This is a genomic window from Leptospira perdikensis (assembly GCF_004769575.1).
Lineage (GTDB): Bacteria > Spirochaetota > Leptospiria > Leptospirales > Leptospiraceae > Leptospira_A > Leptospira_A perdikensis.
In genome coordinates this window covers 1-25,201 of the sequence record NZ_RQGA01000005.1, presented here as the reverse complement: position 1 = coordinate 25,201, position 25,201 = coordinate 1, and the positions used below count along the sequence as shown (strand labels likewise).

General features: G+C 40.5%; 12 protein-coding genes and 1 pseudogene. 7 read left to right on the top strand and 6 right to left on the bottom strand.

The features are described 5' to 3' along the window. The first annotated feature begins 241 nt into the window (after positions 1-241). The 5 genes from EHQ49_RS07105 (at position 242) to EHQ49_RS07080 (ending at position 9,946) form a co-directional block, all read left to right on the top strand. Complete coding sequence (locus EHQ49_RS07105) at positions 242-1,180, top strand: hypothetical protein (RefSeq protein ID WP_135577821.1); 939 nt, start codon at positions 242-244, stop codon at positions 1,178-1,180. Between the two features lie 173 nt (positions 1,181-1,353). Further along, positions 1,354-1,860: a DUF1993 domain-containing protein gene (locus EHQ49_RS07100; protein WP_425269834.1), complete on the top strand. Its 507-nt coding sequence runs from the start codon at positions 1,354-1,356 to the stop codon at positions 1,858-1,860. 425 nt (positions 1,861-2,285) lie between these two features. Then, on the top strand, positions 2,286-5,663 hold the full coding sequence (locus tag EHQ49_RS07095) for a chitobiase/beta-hexosaminidase C-terminal domain-containing protein (protein WP_135577816.1): 3,378 nt from the start codon (positions 2,286-2,288) through the stop codon (positions 5,661-5,663). 521 nt (positions 5,664-6,184) lie between these two features. Beyond that, positions 6,185-9,580 (top strand): chitobiase/beta-hexosaminidase C-terminal domain-containing protein, encoded by a 3,396-nt coding sequence (locus EHQ49_RS07085; RefSeq protein WP_135577814.1) that lies wholly within the window; start codon positions 6,185-6,187, stop codon positions 9,578-9,580. Positions 9,581-9,808: 228 nt separating this feature from the next. After that, complete coding sequence (locus tag EHQ49_RS07080) at positions 9,809-9,946, top strand: hypothetical protein (protein ID WP_244241392.1); 138 nt, start codon at positions 9,809-9,811, stop codon at positions 9,944-9,946. Between the two features lie 130 nt (positions 9,947-10,076). On the opposite strand, the gene pckA is transcribed toward EHQ49_RS07080, so the two are convergent. Then, positions 10,077-11,669 carry a phosphoenolpyruvate carboxykinase (ATP) gene (gene pckA / locus EHQ49_RS07075; RefSeq protein ID WP_135577812.1) on the bottom strand — a complete coding sequence of 531 codons (1,593 nt, stop codon included), beginning with the start codon at positions 11,667-11,669 and terminating at the stop codon, positions 10,077-10,079. 70 nt (positions 11,670-11,739) lie between these two features. Here pckA and EHQ49_RS07070 point away from each other — a divergent pair, with 70 nt between their 5' ends. Together EHQ49_RS07070 and EHQ49_RS07065 are read left to right on the top strand one after the other, a co-directional pair. Then, positions 11,740-13,170 carry a glycogen/starch synthase gene (locus EHQ49_RS07070; protein WP_135577810.1) on the top strand — a complete coding sequence of 477 codons (1,431 nt, stop codon included), beginning with the start codon at positions 11,740-11,742 and terminating at the stop codon, positions 13,168-13,170. A 55-nt stretch (positions 13,171-13,225) separates the two neighbouring features. Next, positions 13,226-14,740 carry a hypothetical protein gene (locus tag EHQ49_RS07065; protein WP_135577808.1) on the top strand — a complete coding sequence of 505 codons (1,515 nt, stop codon included), beginning with the start codon at positions 13,226-13,228 and terminating at the stop codon, positions 14,738-14,740. Positions 14,741-14,821: 81 nt separating this feature from the next. On the opposite strand, the gene EHQ49_RS07060 is transcribed toward EHQ49_RS07065, so the two are convergent. The 5 genes and pseudogenes from EHQ49_RS07060 to EHQ49_RS18850 form a co-directional block, all read right to left on the bottom strand. After that, complete coding sequence (locus tag EHQ49_RS07060; protein WP_135577806.1) at positions 14,822-15,088, bottom strand: DUF2442 domain-containing protein; 267 nt, start codon at positions 15,086-15,088, stop codon at positions 14,822-14,824. Then, positions 15,069-15,314, bottom strand: coding sequence for a DUF4160 domain-containing protein (locus EHQ49_RS07055; protein WP_135577804.1), 246 nt, complete (start codon positions 15,312-15,314; stop codon positions 15,069-15,071). The genes EHQ49_RS07060 and EHQ49_RS07055 overlap by 20 nt, the downstream gene beginning before the upstream one ends. Positions 15,315-16,688: 1,374 nt before the next feature. Then, positions 16,689-17,411, bottom strand: coding sequence for an NADase-type glycan-binding domain-containing protein (locus tag EHQ49_RS07050; protein WP_135577802.1), 723 nt, complete (start codon positions 17,409-17,411; stop codon positions 16,689-16,691). Positions 17,412-17,414: 3 nt separating this feature from the next. Continuing rightward, entirely contained in the window at positions 17,415-18,017 is a 603-nt protein-coding gene (locus EHQ49_RS18855) for a C39 family peptidase (RefSeq protein ID WP_425269833.1), read from the bottom strand. Positions 18,018-22,370: 4,353 nt separating this feature from the next. Next, positions 22,371-24,293 (bottom strand): annotated as a pseudogene (locus EHQ49_RS18850) (TIGR04388 family protein); the annotation flags it as partial. Between the last annotated feature and the right edge of the window lie 908 nt (positions 24,294-25,201).

Here is a 25,201-nt window from a genome sequence, read left to right as displayed (position 1 = left end):
ATATGCCCTTTTTGAAAATTGTCTGCTTTGAATGCGGGGATGGTGTAAGTTTTGGTGGTGGTTCCTCTGGGGGTGGAGGAAGTGGAGGGAGTTACTAAAAAATTCGCACCGAAAGAGTGGATACAAACCGAAATCGAAGAAAACAAATATAGTATTTATCCCTACTATAAAAAATTCTTCTTTTTCGGAACCAAACATACATTCGCCTATTCGATTTTCATAGAAATTTAAAATATGGTTTATGTTCTATTTCGATCGGTCTAGAAACAAACAAAGGATTGTTTCTTTAAAACATAAACTTTACTTTTTGTTAATTTGTTCCTGCTTTAGTTCGTCCGTTTGGGCCAATGAAAACGCCACTCCCCTCACCATTAACGATAAAAAAGGAAACTGGAATATCCAATGGGGATACAATAGAAGTTACTATACACAAAGTGATATTAATTTTCGCGGACCTGGATACGAATACACTCTCAAAGGGGTTGATGCAAAAGACAAACCCGAGTCTTTTAAAGCAGATGTATATTTGAATCCATCGAAATTTGAAATTCCTCAATACAATATTAAGTTCAGTTATTTCTTTACGGATCGATTCTTTTTGGCATTTGGCCAAGATCATATGAAATATGTTGTCACCCCGGGCCAACCAGTAAAGTATTCTGGTTACATTGACCCAGGTGTGATTGCTAAAAACCAAATGGCTTTGTCTTTAGAATCGGCAATGTTTATTTACCTCTTTCCTGACCACGTCCAACAGATGGCCGGTTATCATGGTGGAGACCAAACCATCACCTTAACTCCTGATATTTTGAAGTATGAACATACGGATGGATTGAATTATCTTTTTTTAGATTTTGGATGGATCACCCCTCTTTATACTTCATCCGATGGACTGAGTGGTATAAGTTTAGTATCGACGATCGGAGGAGGACCTGTGGTATGTCGTAGCGACGTACGCGTGTTAGGTAAAGGACAGAACAACAACTTCCATCTTTCGGGTTACGGTGTTTCAGGATACGTTGCCACTCGTTATGAATTTTCAAGAACTTACTTTATAGAGTTTGGTGGGAAAGGTGGTTATATTGACCTCACCGATGTTCTCACAAGTGGTGGCTCCAACCGTGCTTCGCAAAATTTTGGATTTTTAGAACTTGTCCTCTCAGGAGGAATTGCAATCTAAAAAGAACCAATGGTGGGTGGCTCAAAACTTTGTTTTCAGTAGCCACCGATTGATTATAAACTATCGGCATAGGAATGCGAATTCCATTCTATCACCTACATTCTGTTGTTTTCCAGATTTAATAGATTGCGTAAGTGCTCTCCTCATATTTGAGTAGAACAATGAATGAATCTATCGTATATGAAATCTCCGTCCAATCGTTTAAAAAGGGACTTGGGAATTTAACTAAAATTTTAGAAAAAGCAGAAACCCATTCTGCTACCAAAAAATTTGCCTTTGAGAATTTGCTCAATGCACGCCTTTATCCCGACCAATTCCATTTAACAAAACAAATCCAAATTGCTTGTGACACTGCTAAACTTTGTGTTGCTCGTATTTCTGGAAAAGAAGCACCAGTTCACGATGACTCAGAAACTAATTTAGAAGAACTAAAACTGAGAATCGCTTCCGTAATCCAATACTTGGATACTTATAAAGAAGAAGATTTTAAATTTGTTTCCGAAATCAAGGTATCACAACCGAGATGGGAAGGAAAATATCTAACCGGATTTGAATACCTTACAAACCATGCAATTCCCAATTTTTATTTCCACATAACAACTGCCTATGCGATTCTCCGGCATAACGGAGTGGAGATTGGAAAAAAAGATTATTTAGGGGAAATGCCGTTTAAAAAATAGGAAACATACAAAACAACTCCATCCGTTTTTGGATTTCATAGGGGCTCCGGCAGAGAGAGCCCTTGTGAATGAAATGGGAGTTTTGCGATTAAAAATCTCACTTATTATTCTCAAAAAGATCTACTTTGTTTAAATCGTTTTGAACTAAATTCTTTACAGAAGACGAAACAAACCTAACAGGAAAGAAATTGAAAGATTGATATTCATATTACTTTCCTAACCAATTCGAGACGCCAAATAACTTCGTTCCGCTACTGACCTACTCCCAAAACGTTAAAAACGTTTTTTCAATGATTTCAGAACGTTCTTAGCGGTATTTTTGGAGATTTCTTTTCATCTTCGCAATTTTAGTTGCTCGGAACGGGCGAATGCAGAGTTTCATTTTCAAATCTTAATTTGAAATTTTAGACAAAGCGAATCTTTTTATGCGAAACAAAATATACTCTCTACTATTCTTTTTTATTCTTATGAGTCATTGTGCTCTAATTCCCGGAACCAATCCCCAAACAGACTCCAATATATTTGTTTTATTGTTTGGTTTGCTAGGTGGTTCTCCTTCCTCTGCTCAAAACCTAACACCAGGCACCGCTATAGATCTGTCAGGTGACGGAAAACCAGATGGAACCCTGATTGATTCTGATGGTGATGGTGTTTCCGATGGAATCAATCTCACAGGCGGCACAACACCTAACCTTCTCTTACTCGATACGAATGGGGATGGAATTCCGGACGCCGTAGACACAAATGGGGATGGATTACCTGACTATTACATTAGTCCAAACCCTCCTGGTTTTCTCACCACAGCTCCTGGGGGAACAGGAAATCCTGTGGTCATCATCGTGGATACAAATGGAAACCCACTCGGTTTCGATACAGACGGAGATGGAACACCGAATGATACAACCATTGTCACCATTTTAAATGACACGACTCCCCCAACCATCACCAGTTCTTTGTTAACCGGAACTTTTTCCACCACTCAAACAACAACTCTCACTTGTGCGGACAATAAGGCTGCCGGTTCCATCGTTTATACATTAGATGGGGCGATTCCTTCATTTCTACCAAAAACGGGAACCATCATTGCAAAATCTTCCCAAGCTGTTTCTCTTTCTACAGAAGGAACTCATACCCTCCAGGCAATTTGTCGTGACCTAGCAGGAAACGTTTCTGCACCGATTAGCATTGTTTATACGATCGACACCAAAATTCCAGCGCTTACCATTGTGGGCCAGTCTTCAGGGGCGATCAGTGCCAGTGCTGGAGCCATTAGCAGCTCTACGGCAACCTGGAAATCGGATCGTTCTGGTTCGTTTACGGTTCGCGAGGGAAGTTCTTGTGATACGGGAACCATTGCCACGACCGGTACAGCTACAGCAAACGTAGACCAAGGATTTGTTCGTTCTCATTCCAATTTTACTGGAGAAGGTACAAAGACTTACCGCATTTGTGTGACAGCTTCCAATGGACTCACTGGATTTGTTTCTGTCAGTCTCCAAAGAGATGATACGGCACCCGTTGTGACTGCTGATCCTGGGGCAGGATATTATGGAGTGGCCACTTCCGTTTCTCTTTCTTGTACCGATACCGGAGGAAGTGGCTGTGATGGAATCGCCTACGCTTTCCAAGTGGGATCGGCTCCTACAAACCCCGCCATCCAAGGGACAACAGGAACCGTCAGTAGCGGTACTTTGTATACATCTGCCATAACCATGGCCGATGGTGCTGTCACCTATACAAAGTTTGTGGCCCGTGACAAAGCGGGAAATGTTTCTGGTGTCAGTTCAGCAAACTATACAGTGGACACGCAAGTAGCCACCATCACTGTGAATTCATATACAGCTGCGATCAATGGGTCGTCGAATGTTTCCCTCAGTTGGCAAAGTTCTAAGGCTGGTTCCTACCAAATTCGTTTGGGTGGGTCTAACTGTTCGAACGGAACGGCTCTCACAAATACTGGCTCCAATGCGAATGTTTCGGGAAATGTTTCTGCAACAACAGACATCACTTCAGCCATCGCCAACTCTCTGTTTGTGGAAGGAGATAATACCATTCGTATCTGTGTGGCAAATTTAATCGGCAGCTTCGGTTCGACCACACGTACAACAAAAAAAGATACCGCGGCTCCCGTCCTAACCATGGCCTCTCCTTCTGGTTCTGGACCTTTTGTCTCGGGAACCCAACTCCAACTCAGTTGTTCCGACACGGGTGGCAGTGGATGTGATAAAATCATTTACACACTAAATGGCACAGAACCGACGTTTGACGGAAGTGGGGCTATCACCAATGGATCAGTTTATACAACACCCGTGGCACTTTCCAATGGTAGCAACCAAGTGAAATACTTAGCTCGTGACTTGGCCGGAAACTTAAGCACTTCTGGAAACGCTAGTTTCTATGTAGGCCCACCAGATGCTCCCGCCATAGTGGAGGCGCAAGCTGGAGGAACGAGTGCTCTTGTACAATGGTGGCCAGTAACGGGAGCCACATCGTACACAGTGTACTATAGCACAAGTCCGGGTGTGACTACGGCATCGTCAAGTTTTGGGCCTGTGACATCTCCCAATGCAACTATTACCGGGCTTACAGGCAATACTTTGTATTACTTTAGAGTGCGCGCAAGTAGTAGCGGAGGAAATAGTGCAGTATCGTTATTAGAAGCAGGGGCCTATACAACAACGACAGCACCTGGAACAAGTGTCACAGGAACCCATGTAGATATTTCTGCAGGACAAGGAAGTACTTCAAGTCGTTATTCTAATACTGTCATCGATACCCTAAACGGAAAGTTATTGGTGGTGACTACAAACTTTACAAACAATGCTAAGGCCAGTTTGTTTCGTTGTAATCTTGATGGAACTAGTTGTACCCACACCGATATCTCGGCGGGACAAGGAACTAACTCAGGTATGGATCCGAGCCCAGTCGTCGATAACTTCAACGAGAAACTTCTAGTGGTTACCCAAAATAATAGCAACAACGGTAAACTCAGTTTATCCCGATGTAACCTCGATGGAACTAGCTGTTCCCACACAGATATCTCTGTTGGACAAGGAACGAATTCCGCAGGTAGGCCAAATGCCATAATCGATGCTATCAATAGAAAGTTATTGGTTTTGACATATAATGTGGCCAACAATGGTAAACTCAGCTTATTTCGTTGTAACTTAGATGGAACTAGCTGTTCTCATTCCGATATCTCGGCAGGACAAGGAACGAATTCTGGAGCTAGGCCGAATGCTGTAATCGACGCTGTAAATGGAAAGTTATTGGTTGCCACATACAATGCGGCCAACAGTGGCAAACCCAGTTTATTTCGTTGTAACTTAGATGGAACTAGCTGTTCCCATTCCGATATCTCGGCGGGACAAGGAACTGATTCAGGATCAAATGCTAAGGCCAATATCGATAGTATCAACGGAAAGGTACTGGTTGCCACATACAATGCGGCCAACAATGGTAAACTCAGTTTATTCCGATGTAATCTCGATGGAACTAGCTGTTCCCACACAGATATCTCTGTTGGACAAGGAACTGATTCAGGTATGGAGCCTAAAGCAGTGATTGATCGGATGAATGGTAAATTATTAGTAGTGACCCGAAACAATGCCAATGATAAGAAACCAAGTTTATTCCGATGTAACTTAGATGGAACTAGCTGTACCCACACAGATATCTCGGCGGGACAAGGAACTGGTTCCGGTATCGAGCCAAGCATTGCTATGAATCCATTGAATGGAAGACTACTGGTAGTGACAGTGAACGAAGCCAACACTTTCAAACCTTCCCTCTTCATCTGGTAACCAATCCAAACAATATCACTGAAATTTTAGGATTTCAGGCGAGGATCTCGTTATCTTATCAATTTTATGGAAATTTAAAACTTTATGTTGATTTTAGTAGAAATCATCCAAAATCCGATCCATAAACTTTGAACAAACCAATGATTCTTATGCGGGTTCGATCAATCATCTTTTGATTTATGATGCGAACCGTTTTGAAAGATTAACCGACACACATAACTCCATCTATTTTGGAATTTCGAATACACATTGATAAAGACTAAGGAATTCAACTCCTTCATCAATAGTACCTGTTTGTGTTTCCATACTGAGAGAATTTTATTCTTTCAAGATACCGACTAAAAACCTAAGCTCCATTAGCCCCAAACCGCTAAAAACGTTTTTTCAATGATTTCAGAACGTTCTTAGCGGTATTTTGGGAGATTTCTTTTCATCTTCGTAATTTTAGTTGCTCAGAGCAAACGAATGCGCAGTTTCATTTTAAAATCTTATTTGAAATTTTAGGCAAAGCGAATCTCTTTATGCGAAACAAAATTTATCTGGTTCTTTTCTTTTCAATATTCACAAGTTATTGTTTTCCAATTCCAGGTGTAAACTCTCAGACAGACTCCAATATATTTTCTTTATTGATTGGCTTACTAGGTGGCTCACCCTCTTCCTCTGCACAAAACCTAACACCAGGCACCGCTATAGATCTGTCAGGTGATGGGAAACCAGATGGAACCTTGGTGGATGTTGATGGAGATGGTGTTTCTGATGGAATCAATCTCACAGGCGGCACAACACCTAACCTTCTTTTACTCGATACGAATGGTGATGGGATTCCTGATGCCGTAGATTCCAATGGAAACGGTTTACCTGATTATTATATTAGCCCGAACCCTCCAGGTTTTCTCACCACAGGCCCTGGTGGGACTGGAAATCCTGTGGTGATCATTTTGGATACAAATGGAAATCCACTCGGTTTTGATACGGATGGAGATAGAACGCCCAATGACACAGCGATTGTTACTTTTTTGAGTGATACAATAGCACCAACAATCACCAGTTCTTTGTTAACCGGAACTTTTTCCACCACGCAAACAACAACTTTGACATGCACGGACAATAGGGCTGCCAGTTCCATCGTTTACACATTGGATGGAGTGACTCCTTCATTTTCTCCAAAGGTCGGAACCATCATTGCAAAATCTTCCAAAGCAGTTTCTCTTTCCACAGAAGGGACTCATACCCTCCAAGCAATTTGTCGCGACTTAGCAGGAAATCTTTCTACACCGATTAGCATTGTTTATACGATCGATACTAAAATTCCAGCGCTTACGCTTGTCAGCCAATCTTCTGCAGCCATCAGTGCCAGCGCTGGAGCCATTGGAAGTTCTACTGCGACTTGGAGATCGGATCGCTCAGGATCCTATACGATTCGCGAAGGTAGTTCTTGTGAGACGGGAAACATTGCTGCGACAGGATCTACCACAGCAGGAGTAGACCAAGGATTTGTTCGTTCTCATTCCAATTTTACTGGAGAAGGTACAAAAACATATCGCATTTGTGTCACCGCTTCTAATGGATTGACCGGATATTCCTCTGTGACTCTCCAAAGAGATGATACGGCACCTGTTGTGACTGCCGATCCTGGGGCCGGAAATTATGGAGTGGCCACTTCCGTGACACTTTCTTGTTCGGATACCGGTGGTTCAGGTTGTGAACAGATAGCTTATACTTTTCAAGCAGGTTCTGCGCCTGCAAACCCAGCCATCCAAGGAAGTACAGGAACTGTTTCTAGTGGAACTTTATACACTGCTGCCATAACCATGGTCGATGGATCTGTCACCTATACAAAGTTTGTGGCACGTGACAAAGCAGGAAATGTTTCTGGCGTAAGTTCAGCAAACTATACTGTGGACACACAAGTGGCTACCATCACTGCGAACTCACATACGGAAGCAATCAATGGAACTTCCAATGTTTCTCTGAGTTGGCAAAGTTCCAAAGCTGGTTCTTATCAAATCCGTTTGGGTGGATCCACTTGCTCCAATGGAACAGCTCTTACCAATACGGGAAACAATTCCAATGTCACTGGAAATGTCGCAGCAGCCACAAGCATATCTTCAACGATTGCCAATTCTCATTTCCTTGAAGGTGACAATACGATTCGTATCTGTGTGGCAAATTTAATCGGCAGTTTTGGTTCTACCACCCGTACAGCAAAAAAAGACACAACAGCACCAGTGTTAACGATGGCATCTCCTACTGGCTCTGGGCCTTTTGCCTCAGGAACCCAACTCCAACTCAGTTGTTCTGACACGGGTGGAAGTGGATGCGATAAAATCATTTATACATTAGATGGCACAGAACCAACGTTTGATGGAAGTGGGGTCGTCGCCAATGGAACAGTTTATACAACACCCGTGGCACTTTCCAATGGTACCAACCAAGTGAAATACTTAGCTCGTGACTTGGCCGGAAACTTAAGCACTGCTGGAAACGCTAGTTTCCATGTTGGCCCACCCGATGCTCCTGCCTTTGTGGAAGCACAAGCTGGGGAAACAAGTGCGATTGTACAATGGTGGCCGGTAACGGGAGCCACTTCGTACACTGTGTACTATAGCACAAGTCCCGGCGTAACAACAGCTTCATCCAGTTTTGGTCCGGTGACAGACCCATATGCAACAATCACAGGGTTAAATGGTGGGATTTTATATTATTTTAGAGTGGTTGCGAGTAGTGTTGCAGGTTCCAGTGCTGTCTCATTGTTGGAAGCAGGGGCACTTACAACTACAACTCCACCTGGCACAAGTGTATCAGGAACACATGTAGATATTTCTGCAGGACAAGGACTGAATTCCGGATTTTTTCCTATTGCAGTTATTGACAATGCCAATCGAAAACTCTTGGTTGTGTCGAGAAATATGAACACTTCTAAACCGAGTTTATTCCGTTGCGATTTGGATGGATCCAATTGTACACATACTGATATTTCTACAGGACAAACCATTGTAGGTACACCAAGGCCAGTCATTGACTCGATCAATGGGAAATTGTTGGTTGTGGTCTCAAGTAATAATTCCTATCAAAAGATTGCACTGTTAAGATGTAATCTTGATGGTTCTAATTGTACATACACTGATATATCCGCAGGGCAGGGAAACTATTCGGGAATGAACCCTAGTGCAGCAATTGATCCTATCAATCAAAAATTGTTAGTTACAACATCGAATCAAGCTAACAATAACAAACCAAGTTTATATCGGTGTAATCTTGATGGTACAAATTGTACACATACTGATATTTCTTCAGGGCAAGGAAATCAATCCGGATCGACCGTACACACAAACATCGATTTAATAAACCGGAAATTGCTTGTTGTTACTACAAATCTAGCCAACGACGGGAAACCTAGTTTATTTCGATGTAATCTTGATGGTAACAATTGTACACATACAGATCTTTCCGCAGGACAAGGAACCTATTCAGGGAACCAAGTAAGTGTGACCATTGATCCTATCAGTCAAAAGATATTGATGAGTACAAACAATGGATCGGCTAACTCAAAACTAAGTTTATTTCGTTGTAATCTTGATGGAAGTAATTGTACGCATACGGATATTTCTGCCGGACAGGGAACTAGTTCTGGTTATTACTCAACCATAAAAGTCGATAGTCTGAATGAGAAAATTCTAGTCGTAACTAAAAATTTAAATAATAACAAAAAACCAAGTTTGTTTCGATGTAATCTTGATGGCTCCAATTGTACATACAAGGATATTTCCGCAGGGCAAGGAACTGGATCTGGAGGCACCGGTTACCCTTTACCGGAAACCCTTCCGAGTTTGGTGATTGAATCTTTTTCAGGAAAGTTATTTGTAGTCACTACAAATTCAGCAAACCAAACGAGAGTCGGCCTCTTCATCTGGTAACCAATCCACACGCCAGGGATCTGAAGGGCCACGGTCTCACCCAGAATGGGTGAGACGGGAGCGTAGCGCACCCCGAAGGAGCCCGGTCGGTTTTGGATAAAACAATGATCACCTAACCAATTCGAGGCGCCCATAATTCTTAAGGCAAAACCTTGTACCTTGTTTCTATTAGCAGGAAAATCCTTTACATTGGATTAAAATGAGTTTCATTGGAATGGAAATCTTACGGTGCCAACGATTACTGAATACAAACCTACACTAGAACTCAATCGTTATGTGGAAAGTTATCTCCTCATCCAATGTGATGAAAGTTTAGCTAAGTCTGTCATTCCGCACCATTCGTTTGTTTTGACCATCAACCTCTAAGGAAATCATAAAGGCATAAAAAAAGCCACTCTCCGTTTCCGTTAGAGTGGCTTTCTCATTCCATCCTTTGCACTCTACCAACTGACTACTGCAAGTCGGTAAAGTTCAAAGAGGGCATAGTTTTTAAAACTTAAGCGATGGGACCAAATTGGCTGTAATCAAATTCTTTTGAACCAGTAAGGTATTTCTTGTAGTTCTCAACAAATTGTTTTGCAAGGTCACCAGCAGTTTTATCGTAGTCTTCTTTGTTTTCCCAAGCATTACGTGGGTTGAGGATATGAGCATCCACACCATTCACGGATTTAGGGAAAGAAACTTGGAATACTGGGTGTTTTTCGAACTCGGATTTTTCAATGTTACCGTTTAGGATTTCATTGATGATTTGGCGAGTTGCAGGAAGGTTCATACGTTTTCCTACACCATACTTTCCACCAACAAGACCTGTGTTGATGAGGTAAGCATTCACTTGGTGTTTTTTCATTTTTTCACCGAGTAACTTTGCATAGTATGTTGGGTGGAGTGTCATAAACGCCTGACCGAAACAAGCAGAGAAAGTAGCTTGTGGTTCTTTTACACCACGCTCCGTTCCCGCAACCTTCGCTGTGTAACCAGAAAGGAAGTGATACATTGCTTGTTCGATAGAAAGTTTAGAAACCGCAGGAAGAACACCGTAAGCATCATAAGTAAGGAAGATCACAGTGTTTGGGTGACCTGCTTTGGATCCTGGTTGGATGTTGTCGATGTGGAAAATTGGATAAGAAACTCTTGTGTTTTCTGTTTTAGCAGCAGAAGAGTAATCTACCTTTTTTGTTCCTGCATCAAAAACTACGTTTTCGAGGAGAGCATCACGACGGATGGCAGCATAAATTTCTGGTTCTGTTTTTGGATCAAGATTGATGGTTTTTGCATAACATCCACCTTCAATGTTGAAAATTCCTTTATCGTCCCAACCATGTTCATCATCACCGATGAGTTTGCGGTTTGGATCTGTGGAAAGAGTTGTTTTTCCTGTTCCAGAAAGACCAAAGAAAAGAGCGCTGTCTCCATCCTTACCAACGTTAGCAGAACAATGCATAGTGAGCACGCTTTTGAGCGGTAGGTAGTAGTTCATGACAGAGAAGATACCTTTTTTCATCTCTCCACCGTATTCTGTTCCACCGATGATACAGATTTTTTTTGCTAAGTGGAAGATCACAAATACATCGGAGTTAAGGCCGTGTTCTTTGTATTTAGTGTTTTTGTAACCAGAAGCGTTGATGATAGTAAATTCTGGATGAAGGTTTTGTAATTCTTCCTTAGTAGGTCGGAGGAACATGTTGGTGCAAAAGTGGTGTTGCCAAGCTCTTTCAGTGACTACACGGAGAGAGATACGTGTGTCATCGTTCGTTCCAGCATGACCATCAAAAACATAAAGTTTTTTGTTATCTAGGAATTTGGTTACTTCTGCATAAAGTTCGTTGAAGATGGCTTCGGAAACCTTTGTGTTGACCGGACCCCACCAAATGTTGTTTTGGGAAGAAGGTTCATCGACAAAATATTTGTCTTTAGGGGAGCGACCCGTAAAAATTCCGGTATCTACCATCATCGTTCCGTTATCGGAAGTTACGCCTTCTTTGTTGTTCAATTCGTGCTGGTAAATTTCTTCGTAAGATAAGTTATGGAAGACTTCGGATGGTTTAAGGCCTAATTCAGCAAGGCCGCGCAGATTAGTAGATACTGACATGGATCTCTCCTCGATTTCACTTTGTGTTTTTCTAGCTTCTTATTTTGCGAGTCGGTGTCAATAACAGAAAATGAAGATTCTCCACGCATCCGCAGAATATTTTCCCTACATCAAGATGGGTGGCCTTGCGGATATGCTTGCCTCACTCACCAAAGAGCAGTCCAAAACCGAAGAAGTTTATGTCGCATTACCTTTGATAGGTAAGTTGGGCAAGTCTCCGCATTGGACGGGCAAAGAGTTCCCTGCACTACTTCCTCAAGATGACAAAATCGATTCTCTTGTGGTTTCTGTACTCAAGGCCTCCCGGTTTTTAGAAGCCGAAGAATCTGGTCTGAAGTTGTATTTTTTCCAATCGGACCTCTTCCAAACATTAGACTCCATTTATGGACATAAGGAAGAACACTTTCGGTTTGCTATGTTTTCTTACGCTTGTTATGCTTTAAGTCAAATCCTGAAAGTGGATGTTTTCCATGCCCATGATTGGCATACGGCTCTCTCTCTTGCCTTACAAAAAGATTCTGCATTGCCCATCCCCACTGTCTTTACCATTCACAATTTGGCGTACCAAGGGGATCATCCATTTTGGATGACAGGATTTTTAAAAGAAGAACCTTTTCGGCTCATCACAAGCCCTTTCGACCATGACGGCAAATGCAATTATATGAAGGCCGGAATTCTATCGGCGAACCAAATTACCACAGTAAGTCCCGGCTATAGAGAAGAAACTTTGTCGGAACCGAATGGATTTGGACTCAGTTATTGTTTGAGACAAAGAACATTGGACTACTCGGGAATTCTCAACGGAATTGATACAGAGGAATGGAATCCGAAAATAGACAAACGAATTTTCCAAACCTATTCCTTTTTAGATTGGAAAGAAGGAAAATTAAAAAACAAAAGAGAACTGTTTCAAGAAATGGGTAGACCTTCTTTGCCATTGGATGCACCTTTAGTTGGTCTCATAGGAAGGCTTACTTACCAAAAAGGATTCCCTACTTTTTTACAAACCTTTACAGAAAGACGCCACCTACCGCACCGTTATGTGGTTCTTGGTTCCGGTGATCCAGAAATGGAAGATGCTTTTTTTCAACTTTCGGAAACTCTCCCGGAAGTATTCTATTTTTATAAAGGATATAATGAATCACTCGCCCATAAAATCGAAGCAGCCAGTGATTTTTTTCTGATGCCATCTCTTTTTGAACCTTGTGGCCTAAACCAAATGTACAGCCATACTTATGGAAGTATTCCCATTGTATCTCGTGTGGGGGGACTGAGAGATACAGTGGAAGAATCCAATCTTTTAAAATTCAAAACAGGAATTGTTTTTGAACCGAATGACACGAGTTCGCTGGGATATGCTCTCGAACGTGCCAAGGATTTATTTCAGTCACAAGAAAGAGAAATCGTAGTGAAAAACATTATGAATTTAGATTGGAGTTGGAAAAAAAGAAAATTAGAATATGATTTAGTTTATACAAAAGCAATAGAATTAAAAATTTAGTCAATTTATTCTGTTCACAAAGAAGGACAGACCTTCTGGTTGTTATTATCTATATATGAAATTTTTTTCTTTTCCTGTTTTTGTTTTTTTAATCTTCACATCTTCCTGCAAATTAAATCTCAATAACCCAAACGATCCTACATCTCAAGATTTTTTCCTTACCAATCTCATCAGAGCCTATTTATTATCTGATCCTTGTATCAATTTTCAATCTTGGAAAAAAACCTATGGATCAGGTACATACAAAACAACAGGATCCGATTTATTTGTTTTATCTAACGGGGATTATTTAATCTCTGGAGTCACTCAAGAGTATTTGGTTCCCGGTTCCGCTACGGGTGTAACTAACAATTTTGTTGGAAGTTCGGGCATTACACTCAATACCTTCTTAATGAGAGTCTCTCAAACAAACGGTGCCATTCTTTGGGTCGACTATTTGGGGGAAGCTGTTGGTGAAACTACATACAAACCTAAATTAAGAAAGTATTCGAATGGTGACATTTCCGTTGCTTTGATTGTGACAGGGGCATCTCAACTCAACCCTATCAATGCAAAATCAGGAATTAATATTCCTGCCCTTTTTGTGGGAAGGATCAGAGAAGATGGAACACGGGTTTGGTATACCTACTTTGATTCAGATAGTATTGGAACTTATGTTGTTTCTGCTATGGATATAACCAACCGCTTACATGTGTTTATCGAAAATGTGGGGAGCCATATTGCTTTTGTAGACGGGCCAGGAATTAGTAATTCGACTCTCGGTGGAGGTACGGACTCTGACTTCATCCATGTGGCCGTCAATGAAAATGGGAACATGGCATACCAACGATACTTTTCCAGTTCTGGAAATGACTTTGTTTTTGGTGCCGAAACCAATTCTTCTGGACTTTTTATCACCGGTTCCAGTTCCCAAAGTGTGAGTGGCACTTCTCACCCTAATGCTGATTCCATGGTTCCATTTGTGATGAAAGTGAATGAAACGGACGGAAACATATTGTGGTATTCTTACTTGGGAGTCCCTGCAGAAGGTGACTATGGTGATCCCAATCGTTTCCTTGTTAAAGATGATATGATTTATACAATTGGATCCGCTCGTTATACTTATGGAAGTCCCGCCGAACCAATCGTTGCAACTAATGGAACAAGAAAACATTTTATCTTTTCTAAATTAAACATGAGTGGATCTGTTCTTTGGAATTCCTATTTAGGAAATGCTTCCGAAGACGTTTTAACAATGACAGAATCAGATCCTCTTTTTCTATCCTCTTCCCAACTTCTTCTGCGGACACAAACTTCTATATCCAATGGAAGGTTTTCTTCCTCGCCCGATTTCACGACTGGCGAAGGATCTGGTCCCTATGCCCTTGCCGATATTTTTATCAATCCACAATCAGGAACGTTCAATCGCTTTCACTATTCTTCTAACCTAACATCACCAGCTCAGGAGAGAACAGAAGTCATGCGAGAGGTTTGTTTCGGAAAATTAGCTAGATTGAATTACACAAAATTTTCGGCTTCACCTTCCCCAAACCCAACACAAATTTCCATCGAAAATGTAAGTTTGCCTTAAGTTGAATAGAGGACGGGGGTGTGGATTGGTGGATTTGACTTTTATAGTTAATGCGATGTTTCGCAACTATAGAGTTTGCGTTTATTTTTTTAGGTTTAGTTGAGAGAAATAATTATTTCCCAATAAAAGAGCTGGTACATTTATATCTTCGTCAAGCTCTTCCCAATGTAAGCCGATACCACCGCCACTTACTTCAAATTTTTGTAATTGGCTGGCCGTTGCCTTCCGAAGTGTAGGGAAATATGCTAATGGTACAGAAAGTGATCTTCCATCAAATAAAGAAATCCAGAGATTATCTTCATCGAACCAGACTTTTTGTGCTTTTGCTTCAGATACCGAAGAAATCATTCCATTTATCCTGAATTAACATTATATTTCCTTCAATTTCATTTTCAATCCAATTTAATTCCTTAGAATTAAAACCATAGTTTTCTTGAAGTAAAATTAATGGAAAAATCCAGAATTTTGCCAGTTTTTCTCCTTTTCTCACATGAATGTGGAGTGGTTCTCTCGGGTTCCCTTCATTAGAAAAGAAAAAGAATTTGTATCCATTTGATTCAAAGACTTTGGGCATATAAAGACGATAAGATTCATAAAATAAATTACAAGATGATTTTACAATACTAGTATAGAATTCACCTGACAGGTTCGTAAAGAATCAGTGTCATAGATCCTCTAAATAGAAAAAAGATTTTTATAATAAAGTCATTTTCTATGTATTGAACAAAGTCAGTAAAGCCTGAAAGATCACACCAAGGCAGAAATAGGAATGGGAGAACGCCCTATGAAGTTTTCCTTGATGGAATCCGAGAATTAAAAACGGAAGAAGATCAATAATCTAAATTAAGTTAGAGGATTGTGTAAGGCGAATACTGTATCTGTACAGGTATTTTCTAAGTCCGCTTTCTAATCCGCTAGAAACTTTTTACAATCCTCAATTGATTTGAGTTCGTGGACAAAGTAGCCACTAGTATAGGATCGTTGGGTATTGTCTTTGTCCCGAACAAATTTCAATCCATGTTGACCAGTTGCCTCCTTGGAATGTGCCTCTCGCAATTCTACATAAAAGTTATCAAAATTTCTAACAGAAAAAACAATTCCTTTATAAGGTTCGCGCTCTAAGACTTTTACAACGTTCCATGAATTTCCATCAATCAGTTCCAATTTGGAAGTTTTAACGTCCAAACGCCCAAACCAAATCGAATCCTTGTTAGGTATGTCTTGATGTTTCAATCACTATAGCTGTGCGTCAAAAAAGTAGTAACCATCAAACATTGCAAAACTGGAGCCCATCTCTATAGGTTTGGATGTACATCCCAATACAATACAATACAATACAATACAATACAAATCAAACCTACTATTAATAATTTTTTTATAATTGTAATCTTCGATGATCTCCTTTCCCGTTGCTATCGTAATCCAGATATAATTGCGTTACTCTTGCATTTGTTTTCTCGGTTTTCCATTAGACCGGGGATCCTCAAAAAGCGTTTACTATACCTGCAAAAGAAATTTTACCGCCTTACGGTGTTCGTAGACATTTTGTCCGTTGACCTCTATTACTTCTCTCGAAATTTTCTGAATAGTTACAGCAATTTCTAGTTGTTGATATCGGAAGAGTCCCTCGGTAGATTTTCCATTTTCGTGCCTTCAGAACTCATCGGAGTTAATTATTTTTTTAAGTTCGTCCATAGTAGCTTTATCAAAAATTCCGTTCTCAATATAATTCACAGCCATCGATTTCGTACATAGAATATATATCTTAGCTATTTTTTTATTCTAATCGTTATGAGTCTCAGGAAAAACTCCCAGGAAAGATGCAATTTCTTTTAAAGCGAAATCGGAAATACAAAGCTTTGTAAGATTAGAAATTAATCTTTGTCGTCACCCTTCTATCTTTTTCTAGAACGAGATAGTTTGACTGTCGAAAGTTCTTTGGCCTAAATTAGCGTGCAGGGTGTAAAGGAGGAGGTAGACGAATGCTTTCTCCATATACTGCCATTTCAGCAATACACAAATCATCGTATTTCGATCCCGGGTAGATTTCTAATATTGTGAATTTTAAGAATAAATCTGGCCATGCGAATTTTGCTATTTCCCCTTGTGGCATACTTAATTCAATCGGAATGTCTATATCGCAGGAAGAAGGATTGTCTTCAAATTCTATTTCATGCTTCGAATTTAGAATAGGTCCTTCCATTATTATCCTTGGATAATTTGGAAAAGTTTCATCATTAATGTCAACCGTGTCTGTGTATGCCAATTGATAAATTTCAAGAGACATTTTCTTTGCGCGATTATTTTTCTGAAACAATTCAGGATTGCCTCCGTAGCCATTAGAAATGCGAATCGTAATTACGTGTTTTTTATTCTTGGAATTAATAAAAGAATGATTAAAGGTTTTGTAAAACGGAATGTATAAGGTCTCACCGATTCCTTTTTTTTTACTTGTGCACCAAGATGAAGTTAGCGAACCATCTACAAGATTTCTTGCATGATACAAATCATTTCTTTTTCCTGGTTCTTTAAGATAGGAGCTAGCAACAGCCATGGGCTTATCATTCCCCAAGTTTACACGAAAATATATATTTTCAAATTCTCTATCGCGAGTTTCAAGAGGAGCTACCATAAATAAAATTATAAAGAAGTATATTTTTTTTTGTCTCATGATCTACTCTTTGGTTTGCTTTATAATTGTATAAGCAGTACCCTTGCCAACATCCCATTTCTCATAAGCATATTGAGCATACATTCCAGATCCACCATAGTGATTCTTGTTTGCGTTTCCCCATGGATCATGTACAATCCATCCTTTATTATCAAAGCCTACGATTGTCAAAATGTGTCCTTCAACTTTTTTGGGAGTGCCATCTTCATTTAACCCACCTATTTCAATACCAAAATCACCTCGGACAACAACTGGATTTCCTGCTAACAATTGGGCCTTAATGGCATCAAATTTTGTGATGCCATTTTTTTTATCACCTTCGACTGGAACATCTACTAAGCCATAATTTTGAATCACCTTAGCGATAACTGCAGGCTTCTGTAATTCCTTGCCTGTTATCAAGATGCCATCTTTAAAAGCCTGACTAATCATATCGTCCACTAATTGAGGTTTGTCATTCAATCTAGTTGCACCAAGATAATCCATAACCATTGCTACTGCTGTAGGAGAGCATTGGCTACCTGGTCTGAGAGAATAATTATCTGGGAACTTCATTAAGGTCTCATTGTCCCTCTGTGAATCATAAACAACATTGTTCAATACCATGCCTCCATCTTTCAGGTAGGTAATCTCTGCTGTTGTTCTAGTTAGATCTATTTTGTCACCATACATAGACACTAACTTCTCCGCTGTGATTCGAGCATAATTTTCTCGGAAATACTCAATCCGTGCAGCGCTTAAATTTTCCTTATTAGCTTCTCGTACGGTTTTAAGTTCTTGTTCTAAAGATTTATATAGCTGTTTTTGTTCTGGAGATGCATTCTTATCTAAAAGTCCATTATCTTCAGCAAATTTTTTCAAAAGTTTGCTTGAATTGATTGAACCATCATAATCAAAATAAGCATCTTTCATCATTTGTCTTGCTTTAGCATTTAAGAAATCTAAAGCAGCTTGCCCTGAGAGTTCGGAAGGTATATTCAATTTGAGAGATTTTTTATCTTTAAATGAATTAACATTTGGGTTTTCAGAAGCAATGATTAGATTAGCTCTTACTTCCTCTGCACTTGCATGGAAGCCTCCGTTTGATCCATCCATGACGGGAGCTGTTCCAGATGTACTTAGAATTTGTAGTAAGGTGTCATTAACATTTCTAACCCCATCTGCCGTTTGATAAAGCTTACCCTTCTGAACATCATCTCGATGCATTGCAGCAACTTGATCTGCGGTATAAGACTTTCCGGTTCCAGAAACGTAAGTATTTGTGAAAGGATCATAGATCAAGCCTCTATTGGCTGCCCCAGCTTCGACATCCTTTTGAAATTCATCCCTTGATGGATCAACATCCTGATTGCCAGGAATTGTCTCCCCTTCACTATTAAATTCATTAGCAGGCCCTTCAAACCCACCAACGCCTGTATCCGGAGAGACGTCTCTTTCGCTAGGATTCATCGGATCAATCACAGTGGAATTAGCTAAGTCCTGGTCACTCGTATTGTTCCCATCTCCAACTACCGTATCATCTTGATTATCGGGAACACTTCCATCTTCATCCTCTCTCTTACGATCTCTTTCCAAGACGCCTGTTTCACTTACACTTGGTGTTGGAATCGAAGATCCCCCTGTAGATGTTGTCGGGGAACCACCAGTAAAGAGGCCAATTGCCAAAGCACCTCCGCCAAGAACCAATCCTCCAAGAGCAGCTCCCACATCAGCTATGTTGTCTAAAAGAGAAACTTGACTGTCTCGGATTTCTTCAGCTCTATTTGTTAGTTCTTCTGGAGACATGTTATTGATTTGTTCGTCAGTAAAGTTTTGACCAAGCAGTAATGTCCTATCTTGCACAGTCTGGTGCTCTCTCTGGATACCTTCACCCATCTTGGTAATTCCGGAAGGCCCCATAGCATCTATTTTACTATTGATTTCAGAATCACTATAACCTTCTTTCTTTAACTGATCGCGGACTAAGTTTTCATTATTAGTTAAAGCCGCTTTTTTATCTTGATCTGATTGGGTTCTATCTTGGGCTGCATTGATATTTTGTTCGGCGAAGTTAATATCGTCCATCTGGAATCCGTTAGGTCCATTCGTAGCAATGCTAACACCGGTAAGCTCTGCAGAAGTAGAAAGACCATTACGGTCAACGGTGGTGGTAAGTCCGAGGGTAGAACCTGGATCTGTATAACCAAGACTTGCCGAAGCGCCACCCCCAGCCAAGTTGTAGTTTAATGAAAGGTTCCAATTTTTACGTGGTCCATTGCCTTCATTGTAATCAAGGCCAACATTCATTCCTTGATTTGTTGTATAATCCGCGGTCAACTGTGCACCTGTTTTGCCAAGAGAGTAAGTCCCTTGAGCAGTAGTATCCCCTCTTTGAGAAAAGGCGATACTTGCATTCAAAGTAGTATTTCCGAGACCGATCATACCACCCCAACCATCGTCTGGTGAATAGGTAACTCCAAGGCCAGGAGTGATTCCTTCAAGTAGTCCGGTTTTGATAGGACCCATGAACTGCGTGACTCCGCCAATGATTCCGTTGGCCATTCCAGCAAGGGCTCCATCGAGACCGTTCCTTGCACCATATGCACCTTGAACAATGGTATTACCGATTGCAGAAAATAACATCTGTCCGCCTTGTGTCACTAAAGAAGCACCAGTAGTTGTGGCACTTCCCATCAAAGCTCCAGCTGAATTGATAAAGTTACCAACACTGCTAATAAAAGCATTAGCGGAATTCATCATAGCGCCAAGCATAGCACCAGCTCCCATTGTTAAGGCTGTTGTAGCGACCGTTACGGCGACTTGTTCTACAGCAGCATTTTGTGCTTTTCTATCATTAATTCTTTGTTGGTGATCTGCATAACCTTTATCAACGAATCCTTTTGCAATACTAGGATCAATTCCCATAGAGGTAGCAATTTGTGTTGCGATAGCTTGTTTGCCTAGTTCATCCACAACGGCTCTTGTATTAGAAACATCAATTACAGCAGTGTGGTGGTGAGCGACAGATGATTGCATCCCAAAGTATTGGTATGAGAAAGCTAAACTTGCTTGGGTATAACTTGCAGGATCATAATTTCCTGAGTTTACGATAGCGTGAGATGTATTAAGTGCTGACTGGAATTCTGATTCAGTGACGCCGCCAGCAACGGCAACAGTCTTCACTAATCCTCCAACTACTCCTGCCACATTTGCACCGATAAATGCAAAAGGGTCTCTTTGCATAGTATCCCTAACCTTTGCAGTTTGTTTGGCTCCATGGTAGTCGGTAACCATATTTGACACAAGATCCAAAGGTAATCCTGTAGCACCTGCAATCGCTTGGCTTACTCCTCCTTTCGCAACTTCAAATTCTCTTGCCTTGATTTCTGCAATTCGATTTTCTTTGGCATTGATTTGGTCCATTTTATCATTGAAGGCATCTTTACCCATTATACCTTGCGCATACATCGTGTATGGTAATAGTGCAGTGTTCATAATGGATCCAAAAACACCATTGCTTACGCGATTTAAGACATCAACTGAGGTAGTATAGGTTGTTTTTACAACTTGTATACCGGCTTTATAAACTTGTTCATAATATTTAACTGGATTGAGAATATCCAATGGATTATCAAAACCAATAGCCTCTTGTGCTTTTTTATTACGGATTTCGACGCGGCCTCTCATAAACTCAATGAGTTGTGAAGCAAGCTGTATGTCTTCTTGACTACCACCAGTAGCTGAGATCCAAGCTTTAGCGAGTTCTGTATTGATGGTATCTTCGATTTTTCCCTTGATGGTAGCTTGGATTCCAGCAGCACCACCAGTGAAGTAAGCAAGTGCTAGTTCTTGGATAAGGGAATCGTTTTTCTCTTGGGTAGTTTTACGTTCTTGGAAAGCCTTCTCGTTAGCGGCTTCGGTTTTACGGATGCTTGCAGTAGCATTTCCAATAGCAGCACCATCTTTACTAAGATCTCCAAAGAAATTATTTAAGGCGTTGCTGCTAGCGTCAGCAAAAGACTGCCAATCAGAATTGTCCCAAATGTCAAAAAGTCCTTTGTTTGTCGGAGCACTCACCATCTCTAAGTTAGATAAACTAATGTGGCGAACTTCGTCCTTCTTTCCGGAATAGTATCCGGTCGCGTCTCGACCAGCAATAGACCCGTCACTAATTCTTTTAGTAAGAGTAGCAACATTACTTACTTCATTGATGGAATAATCAAATTCCTGTACAAGAAGGGTTCCACAGACTCCAGCAGTTGGATTGGCAAAACACTTACCAAAATCCTTCTTCTGGTCCTCAGTGAGAGTTTTGTAGTCAGCTTGTCCAGAAAGAACCTTTTCTTCCAGGGTCAAACTCTTAACAATCTTCCCATTCATATATTCCAAACCCTGGCTTTTGAGTTGTTCAATCTCCGATTGGAATTTGTTTTGGAAGCCAGATTGGTAGTCTGTACATCCTCTGCCACACTGGAATGAGTTCATTTGATCCAAATATGTCTTGTTTGTGGAAGATAGGTTGGATTCTGCTCTAGTATCCCAGTTCACAACGTAAGCATACTGGTTGATTAACTTTTGTTGTTCAACCCTCTGCATATTTGCATTGTTTTCGTTTGCAGAGAGGACTTGCGAGTATTGATATACCCCATTGGTAGTTTCCTGAAAGTAGTTGTATACATCCTTACCATTAATGGAAAGCGAAGTGTCTACTGTTCTCTCGGAAGCAGCACCTAATATAGAATAGCCTCCACTAGATCCGGAAACTGGAGAAAAACTTCCCACACCAAATGCAGAACCGATTTTATTCTCTATATAGTTAGTAGTTCCCTTAAGAAAGTTCTCTTGGATCGTACGAACAGCAGAGGATCCCCCTGAGAATCCTGGACTTCCACCAGCATAGAATTTACCCTCATCTGGATTTGTAGAAGCAAAGGTTACAGCTGTAGGAGGTTCTACATCAAACTTTCTTTGGGACAACTGATCAATGGCATTATCAAACTTAGATACAATGGAGCTAGTATTAGTTGCTATATTCCCAGTACCAACTCCGTTCACGGTAGCATTCGCATTGTTCACAAAATTAATATAGTCAGATTGGTTTTGCATCTGACCTGCTTGGTTGTAAAGGTTTGTCCACTGGGACATCCCTTCATGACGTTCATTCTCCATAGCCGCAAGCCATGCCGTTTTTTCTCTCTCTAGGTTTATCAAAGACTGCTCATATTGAGCCTCTGCATCTGCCGCTAGTTGGTTTGCTTCTGCTTGCCAAGCTGTATAGAAATCGTTATAACTTTTTACTTGGGCTTCCCAGTTAGAGATCGCTGGAGAGATCTGATCGTTAAACAAACTGAATTGGTTTCCAAGTGAGTTTGTTGTTCCATTCCAGTGAGTTGCGAGAGCTTCTTGATTTTTGTCTTTTACCTCGTAAAGAAGTCCGGCTTGGAGATTCTCCATTTGAAAGGCATGGGTCCATGCCACGTAAGGTGGGATGGCTCTTACAGCTGTCCAAAACGCAAAACTATTTCCATCCATGTTTAAGTTTCCTTGCGTTTTGCTTAAATAGAGCCAAGCCAAACCATCACGGTTTGCGCCGTTGTTCCAATCGGAGTAGATATTGGCTCCCAATACTCTTGTTACTTCATAGTTAGAGCCTAACATACTCTGTATTGCCGTTTGGAGGTGTTGAAAGTCTCCACCATTCACCCTAAGACCTAGATAGATACCTTCGTATATATCTCGAAGATTTGGATCACCAATAGTACTGAATGACGGTCTGTGCGCGCTGCTATTATATTCAATCCCACCTCCCGATTGATAAGGCCATGTGTCGGTGGAGAAAATGGCAGTTCCAGCACCATACTGTTGCGTATAGATGGTATGAATCAAAGACTGAATGTCAGCATCTGAATAGTTTCTATAAGCATCGTAATTGATCCCAGTACTATTTTGATAGGTCAGAATATTCGATTCATGGAATTCATACTTACTGTTGGCAAGGTCTCTTTGGGACTGCAAGAAAGAAGAAAAGGAACTAGAGATATCTGAGAAAAACAAAGATGGATCAAGTGCTGCATTTTCTACTTTAGGTTTCATGCGATCTAGAAAATCTTTTAACAATACTCCTGCTGTGTTGAGCGCACCACCCTTCTCGTGATATGTACATCCCCCATCTAAGTTACATGTAACCCCTGTATCCAAATCAGTTTGGAAACTATCCAACATACCTTTGATAGAGTCTACAACAGCTGTTTTATATTGATTGATTACATCTAGGTTTTGTTGAAATACAGAATGATTTTGTGCAATGGAATTCTTTATCGATTCATATTGTTGGGTGATATTCGTAATGGAACTTGCAAAATCATTCAGACCTTGTTGGTAATTCTGGTTGTACGTATTTTGCCAATTGGAAGCAGAAATAGCTACTTGGTTTTGCAAGTTTTGAGTAACAGCAAGGTTATTGAGATATTGGTTGTATAAAGACTGTTGGCCAATGCGTGATAAGTAGGAGCTGTCCACGTAATTGGTATTTAACTTAGCAACAAACTCAGTTTGGTTTTCTAAAAAGTGGCGATTTGCTTCATCTTGCCAGTTCAAAAGAGCTTGAGCTTTCTGGCTTTGCATTTCCCGTGAAACATAATCTTTATATGCATCCACTGTATTGAAACTATCTGAAGTTGTGATGCTATCTACATACGCATTGATTGCGGAATCCACGCTGGCTTCCCAAGCTGCTCGCGCTGTTCCCACATAACTCTCTACATGACTCGCCCAAGAAGTCAAATTGTTCTGGAAGTATACCTGGCCGTACATCTGGTTCATAAAATGACGGTCATACTCTGCTGTTTGTAAGTCGGGAATGACTTCCTGCGAGGACAGCGTGTGCGGAGTGCTGAGAAGCATACAAAAGACAGACAAAATACCCAATGTCGCTTGGATTCTCGTTAAAGCTCCATATTCACGAACTCCGACCACTGTCTCTTCTTTTCTCAATTGCACTTGCATATTTGTCCCCTCGACATTCCCTAGTAGGTCTTGGACACACTACTTTGGGCCGATTGGCAAGACCGTCCCATTCCTTCACCACAAGGCAAGTACTTCTAACTGTTAGTGGGGATTATTTTTGAAAGCTAATATTTGCTAGCTTGCACATCTCTTACTTCTTTTCTAATCTCAGTGATTGCCACCGGATTGTAGCAAATTCCCGTAGCCAAACTGCTGAAACTTGAAAATAAAAGTGTTTATTAGAGTTTTATACGACTATATTTGGAAAATTGACTCCTCCGGAAGAATCTAAGAAATTTTAATATCGATTTCTTTCGTTCCAGAAAACGGGGAATGAAACCTTACCTTAGAAAGTTTATTGACTTCTGTTAAAGTTCAGAAAAATAGGAGAGACCGCTGTAAAACATTTAACGGTAAAATCACCTTAAGATCCTAGAATCTTGTCGTTAGAATCATTAAAAGCCGTTTCGAAATACCAAATGTCAAGATATTGCGTATTTCAGTACAAAAGCTCCGATCTCAAAATAAAAACAGAATAACTGTTAGTTTTTTTACGAATATATTCCGTTAGATGCCGATAGTCTGAACAAGGTATTTTTTAGTTATATTAATGAAGTTAAATTGTATTTTTCTTCTATTTTGCATTTCTGTTTCTATATATTCATTGGAAGATTCTAGCGAAACTCTTTTGGTTGATTCTTCAGATATTGAAGAAATTACTCTTACGAATAGTGTAATATTACATAGTATTACTCATAGACGAGAAATCTACAAGATGATTTCGGAAGAAAATTGGCGAAATTATT